Origin of the sequence: Kitasatospora sp. NPDC057512, from assembly GCF_042802135.1 — a bacterium.
Taxonomy (GTDB): Bacteria; Actinomycetota; Actinomycetes; order Streptomycetales; family Streptomycetaceae; genus Kitasatospora.
Genome location: NZ_JBHVET010000545.1, coordinates 1 through 5,975, shown reverse-complemented (window position 1 = coordinate 5,975; position 5,975 = coordinate 1). Strand labels below are relative to the sequence as shown.

5 protein-coding genes are annotated in these 5,975 nt (G+C 75.5%); 3 read left to right on the top strand and 2 right to left on the bottom strand.

Annotated elements, in window-relative coordinates:
* Both ACFU6K_RS28675 and ACFU6K_RS28670 read left to right on the top strand, forming a co-directional pair.
* The coding region (locus tag ACFU6K_RS28675) for a DUF2269 domain-containing protein (protein ID WP_380667815.1) at nt 1-557 on the top strand (557 nt) is incomplete at its 5' end.
* Between the two features lie 98 nt (nt 558-655).
* Entirely contained in the window at nt 656-1,663 is a 1,008-nt protein-coding gene (locus ACFU6K_RS28670) for an MsnO8 family LLM class oxidoreductase (RefSeq protein ID WP_380667817.1), read from the top strand.
* A 141-nt stretch (nt 1,664-1,804) separates the two neighbouring features.
* Here ACFU6K_RS28670 and ACFU6K_RS28665 read toward each other — a convergent pair whose 3' ends face one another.
* Both ACFU6K_RS28665 and ACFU6K_RS28660 read right to left on the bottom strand, forming a co-directional pair.
* Nucleotides 1,805-3,328, bottom strand: a complete 1,524-nt coding sequence (locus ACFU6K_RS28665; RefSeq protein ID WP_380667813.1) for an APC family permease — start codon at nt 3,326-3,328, stop codon at nt 1,805-1,807.
* A 195-nt stretch (nt 3,329-3,523) separates the two neighbouring features.
* Nucleotides 3,524-5,188, bottom strand: a complete 1,665-nt coding sequence (locus ACFU6K_RS28660) for an amidohydrolase (RefSeq protein ID WP_380667811.1) — start codon at nt 5,186-5,188, stop codon at nt 3,524-3,526.
* A gap of 205 nt (nt 5,189-5,393) precedes the next feature.
* Here ACFU6K_RS28660 and ACFU6K_RS28655 point away from each other — a divergent pair.
* On the top strand, nt 5,394-5,975 hold a 582-nt coding region (locus ACFU6K_RS28655), incomplete at its 3' end, for a TetR/AcrR family transcriptional regulator (protein ID WP_380667809.1).

The window sequence follows — 5,975 nt, the reverse complement described above, 5'->3', positions numbered from 1 at the left end:
TGACACCGGCGGCGCGCAAACGCCTGGTCGTCCTGCACATCACCGCCTCGGTGAGCTGGCTGGCGCTGATGCTCTGCCTGCTCACCCTGGCGGTGTCGGCGCTGACGGCCGTGGGCGCCGGCGACGCCGACCGGCTGCGCACCGCCTACCGGGCGATGGGCCTGCTCGGCGACGTGCTGATCCTGCCGCTGAGCCTGCTCACCTTCCTGAGCGGGGTGGCGCTCGGGCTCGGCACCTCCTGGGGGCTGTTCCGGTACTACTGGGTGAGTACCAAGTTCTGGCTCACGCTGGGGGCGATGGCGGCCTCCGTCTTCGCGCTCGGCGACCGGTTGCACGACGCGGTGCGGGTGGTGGACGCGCACCCGACCGGCCCGATCACGGCGGCGGACCTCGGCTTCGTCCGGTACAACACGGTGATCGTCCCGGCGGTGGCGCTGTCGCTCTACCTGTTCACCGTGGTCCTGTCGGTGTACAAGCCCTGGGGCCGCCGGAAGGGCAAGGCCGGGGCCGGGGTCGCGGAGGCCCGCCGGGGCCGAATACCCGGGGCGGGCGCCTGACTGGCTGACCGCCGGCCGGCCGCTGACCGCCGGCCGCCGGCCTCGGCCCGGGGCCGCCCCGGGAATGCCCGCGCTAAGGGCGGGCGTTGTCCACCGACGTGACCAGCGCCGCGCCCACGACCAGGATCTCCGTGCTCGACCGCTCCCGGACCAGACAGGGTGAGGAGCCGGCCCGGGCACTGCGGGACACGGTGGCCTTCGCCCGCGAGGCGGAGCGGCTCGGCTACCACCGGTTCTGGGTCTCCGAGCACCACGGCGTGCCGGGGGTGGCCGGGTCGGCGCCCACCGTGCTCGTCGCGGCCGTGGCGGCGGCCACCACGCGGATCCGGGTCGGCACCGGCGGGGTGATGCTGCCCAACCATCAGCCGCTGGTGGTGGCCGAGCAGTTCGGGGTGCTGGCTTCGCTGTTCCCGGGGCGGATCGACATGGGGCTCGGGCGCTCGGTGGGCTTCACCGACGGCGTCCGGCGGGCGCTCGGGCGCGAGAAGGGCGCCGCGGACGAGTTCGGTGCCCAGCTGGCCGAACTGCTCGGCTACTTCGACGGCTCGCAGCAGGCGCACCGCGGAGTCCACGCCCGGCCCGCCGAGGGCCTGCACGTCCCGGCCTTCGTCCTGGCCACCGGCGCGGGCGCCGACCTGGCCGCCGACGCCGGGCTGCCGCTGGTGATCGCCGCCCCGCACGGGGAGGACCGGATGCTCGCGGCGATCGACCGCTACCGCGACCGGTTCCGCCCCTCGGCGCACGCCGCCGAGCCGTACGTGGTGGTCTCGGGCACCGTGGCGGTCGCCGAGACGGCCGAGCAGGCGCGCGAGCTGCTCGTCCCGGAGGCCTGGTCCGGCGCGTACTCCCGTACCCACGGCGAGTTCCCGCCCCTGGCCCCGGCGGCGGAGATCCTCGCCCGGGAGATGACCGTCCGGGAGCGGGCCGCGTACGAGCAGTCGCTCAAGGGCCACATCGCGGGCACCCCGGAGCAGGCCGCCGCCGCGCTGCTGGCGCTGGTGGAGCGCAGCGGGGCGGACGAGTTCCTGGTCACCACCAGTACCTACGACCGCGCCGCGCTGCTGGACTCCTACCGGCTCCTCGCCGAGGCCGTCGGTCGGGCCTGAGCGGGCCGAGCGTGAGTGGCCGGGCCTGACTGGTCCGGGCCTGAGCGGGCGGGAGGAGGCGGAGCCGTCACCGGGCCGGGCCGCGGCCGGTGCCCGGCGCTCGCTGCCCGACGCTCACTGCCCGCTGCCCGGCGCTGCCGTTCAGCCCGCGTCGACCTCGGTCGTCCCGAGCCGCGCGTACACCTCCGGCCTGCGGGCCCGCAGCCGCAGGGCGATCCCGACGCCGGTCAGGAACACCACCGGCACGATCGCGACCAGCGGCCAGTTGACCTCCGGGCCGGCGCCGGTGAACAGGTCGAGCCGCCACACCACCAGCGCGGTGGCCCCGCACAGCAGCACGGTGGCGGCCAGCGGCGCCACGACCGTACGGAACGCCCCGGCGCTCGCGGCGGCCGCCCGGTTGCGGCGGAAGAAGGCGAACACGGCGAGACCGGCCAGCGCCTGGAGCACCAGGATGCCGACCACCCCGGGGGAGTTCGCCCAGAGGAAGAACTGGTTGTACGGGTCCGCCCCGATCAGCGCGGCCACCCCGACGGCGACCGCCGCCACCACCGACTGCGCGATGCCGCCGATCCACGGCGAACCGTGGCGCGGGTGGACCCGGCCCAGCGCGGCCGGGGCGGCCTGCTCCTTGGCCAGCGCGTAGCCGTACCGGGTGATGGTGTTGTGGAAGGCGAGCAGCGCCGCGAGCAGGCTGGTGACGATCAGCACCCGTTGCACGTCCGTCGCCCAGCCGCCGACGTAGTCGGTCATCGCGGTGAAGAACATCCCGGCCGGGTCGGCGGTGGCGGTCGCGACGGCCTCGGTGTCGCCGAAGGCCTGCACGATCATCCAGGTGACGAAGGTGTAGAAGAGGCCGAGGAAGGCGATCGCGGCGTAGGTCGCGCGCGGCACGGTCCGCTGCGGCTGCCGGGCCTCCTCGCGGTAGATCGCGGTGGCCTCGAAGCCGATGAAGGCGGCGAAGGAGAGGCCGAGCACCCCGCCCATCCCGCCGGAGAACACGTGCTCCGGGGCGAACGAGGACAGGCTCAGCCCGTGTGCCCCGCCCTTGACCAGCACCGCCACCGCGAGCACCAGCAGGATGCCGGTCTCGGCGACCAGCAGCGCCCCGAGCACCTTGGCCCCGAGGTCTATCGAGCGGAAGCCGAGGAACCAGACCACCGCGACCCCGAGCAGCGCCCAGACCGGCCAGGGCAGGTCCAGCCCGAGCAGGTCCTTGGCCGTGGTGTGGGCGAAGAACCCGAAGGCGCCGAACATGCCGATCTGGATCGCGTTGTACGACAGCACCGCGAGCAGCGCCGCGCCCAGCCCGGCCGCCCGGCCGAGGCCGCGGGTGACGTAGGCGTAGAAGGCGCCGGCGTTGCGGATGTGTGCGGTCATCGTGGTGAAGCCGACCGCGAAGAGCGCCAGCACCACGCCCGTGGCCAGGTAGGCGACCGGCGTGCCGATACCGCCGAAGGAGATGGCGAACGGCGCCACGCCGGCCATCACGGTCAGCGGCGCGGCGGCGGCCACGACGAAGAAGACGATGTCGCCGGTGCCGAGCACCCCGCGCTCCAGGCCGCCGGGGGAGCCCGGGGAGGCGGCGGAGGTGGGGGCGGAGGGGGCGCCGGGGTCGGGGGGACGGAGTGCGGAGGGGGAGGCCGCGTCGGAGGGCAGGGCCATGGGGGAGCTCTCCTGGGGTCGTGGGTACGAGGGTAGGGCGGTCGGCGGCGGAGACGCGTCGGCCGCCGACCGGGGAACGAGACACGGACGCCGTGGGGGACGGCCGGAACCGGTCGGGACATCCGTCAGGCCGGGCCGCCGGGACACCTCAGCGCGTCGAGCCGCAGCCGGGCAGCCGGGCAGCCGGGGCTCGCCTCAGCGCGTCGAGCGGTCGCCGCCGCCGGGCGGCCCACCGTGGGCGCGCCGCCCACCGTGGGTGCGCTGCCCGCCGAGCCAGGTGCCGGCCACCTCGATCGAGGCCAGCTCACCGGCCGGCACCGCGTACGGATCGGTGGCCAGGTGCACCAGGTCGGCCCGCAGGCCCGGCCGCAGCACGCCCCACTCGGTCTCCTCGAAGGCCTGGTGCGCCACGCCCGCCGAGTAGGCCGCCAGCGCCTCGGTGAGCCCGATCCGCTCCTCGGGCAGCCAGCCGCCGTCCGGCAGGCCGTCCGGCGTCTGCCGGGTGACGGCGGTGGCCAGCCCGGCCAGCGGCTCGTAGCGGGTGACCGGCCAGTCGCTGCCGAAGGAGACCCGGGCGCCGCCGCGCAGCAGGGCGGCGATCCGGTACTGCCGGGAGCCGCGGTCGGGGCCGATCCGGGGCAGGGTGAGCTCGGTCATCAGCGGGTCGGTCTGCGCCCACAGCGGTTCGAAGTTGGCGATCACCCCGAGTTCGGCGAACCGCGGCAGGTCGTCCGGGTGGACCAGCTGGACGTGCGCGATCACCGGTCGGCGGGCGCGCGGCCCGTTGCGGCGGGCGGCGGCCTCGACGGCGTCCAGCGCGATCCGCACGCCGTGGTCGCCGATCGCGTGGATGTGCGGCTGGAAGCCCAGCGCGTCCACGGCGGTGACGGCCTCCGCCAGCTCGGCGCCGGTCCAGTTGGCGACGCCGTGGGAGTGCGGGCAGTCGCTGTACGGCTCCAGCAGCGCGGCCGTCCCGGACTCGATGACGCCGTCGGCGAAGAACTTGACCGCCCGCGCGCTGAGCCGTCCGCGCCCGGCGGCCTCGACCCGGTCGCGGTCGGCGGCCAGGCGGGGGAGCCGTTCGCGCCAGCCGTCCGGTTCGAGCAGCAGGGCGAGCCCGGCCCGGACCGGCAGGTCCTCCTCGGCGACGGCCGCCAGCCAGGTGTCGACCTGCGCGGGCTCGACCCAGGCGTCCTGGAGCCAGGTGAGCCCGGCGGCGGCGAGCGCGGAGGTGGTCTCCCGCAGCGCGGCGACCTGTTCGGCCAGTGGCCGGGGCGGGACGAGCGCGAGGACGGGGTTGAGCGCACCGAACTCGCGCAGGGTGCCGAGCGGGCTGCCGTCCGGCCGTCGGACGATCTCGCCGCCGACCGGCTCGGGCGTGTCCGGCCCGTACCCGGCCCGGCGCAGCGCCTCGCTGTTGGCCCAGCCGGTGTGGTGGTCCATGGTGCGCAGCAGCACCGGTCGGTCCGGTACGGCGGCGTCGAGCAGCCGGGCGTCGAACAGCCCGCCCTCGGCCAGCGACGGATCCACGGCGTCGCCGGTGATCCACTCGGCCTCGGGGTGGCGCCGCGCCCAGTCGCGGACGGCCGCCACGACCTGCTCCACGCTGGTGCATTCGCGGACGGGCACGCCGCGCAGGCCGATGGCGCCGAGCAGCGGGTGGACGTGGCCGTCGCCGAAGGAAGGCAGCAGGGCGCCGCCGTCGAGGTCGACGGTCTCGGTGCCGTCGTCGCGCAGGGCGAGGGCGGCGTCGCCGAGGGCGGCGATCCGCCCCGCGCTGACGGCGAGGGCGTGGGTGCGGGGGAGGGCGGGGTCTCCGGTGTGGATCCGGCCGCCGGTGAAGATGATCTCGGCACGCATACGGGGGTGTGCGTCCTCTCCGGGGCAGGGCGGGCCGACGGGTGCGCGGCCTGCCTAACCGAATGGGGTTCGGTTACCGTAGGCGCGGCACCGGCGGGTGCGGAAGGGTTTTACTGAAAGCCGTTCAATAACGCTTGGATAACGACGATCTTGGTCTGCGGGGGCCGACGGGCCGCCCGGCGACCCCGAAGGTGAGGAACCGGGCATGCCCAGGCCGCGCACACCCCTGCTGGACCGGCAGCGCATCGTGGACACCGCGCTCCGGCTGGTCGACGAGGCGGGGGACCTCACCATCCCCGCGCTGGCCGGTGCGCTCAAGGTCAGCCCCTCCGCGCTCTACCACCACGTGGCCGGCCGGGCCGAGATCGTCGCCCTGATGCGCGCCGAACTGGTGCGCACGATCGGCGAGCAGTCGATGTGGGACCAGTCCTGGGACGCCGCGCTGCGCACCTGGGCACACGCCTACCGGGACGCCTTCGCCGAACACCCCGGCATCGTCCGGCTGCTCGCCACCGCGCCGCTTGCCGAATCGTTCATGCACGAGCTGTACGAGCGGGCCGTCGCCACCCTGGAGGACGCGGGCTTCGCCGCACAGGACGTGATGAGCCTGATCACCGCCCTGGAGAGCTTCGTCCTGGGCTCGGCGCTGGACCTGGTCGCCCCGGACGTCATGGTCGACGCCGTCGACCGCGCCGCCACCCCGCGGCTGGCCGACGCCCTGGACGCCGTCCCCGTCGGGCGCGAGCGCGCGGACCGGGCCTTCGAGCTCGGGCTCACCGCCCTGATC

Coding starts and splice junctions, on each gene's coding strand:
- ACFU6K_RS28660 (WP_380667811.1), bottom strand. CDS start 5,188: ATGCGTGCCGAGATCATCTTCACCGGCGGCCGGATCCACACCGGAGAC.
- ACFU6K_RS28665 (WP_380667813.1), bottom strand. CDS start 3,328: ATGGCCCTGCCCTCCGACGCGGCCTCCCCCTCCGCACTCCGTCCCCCC.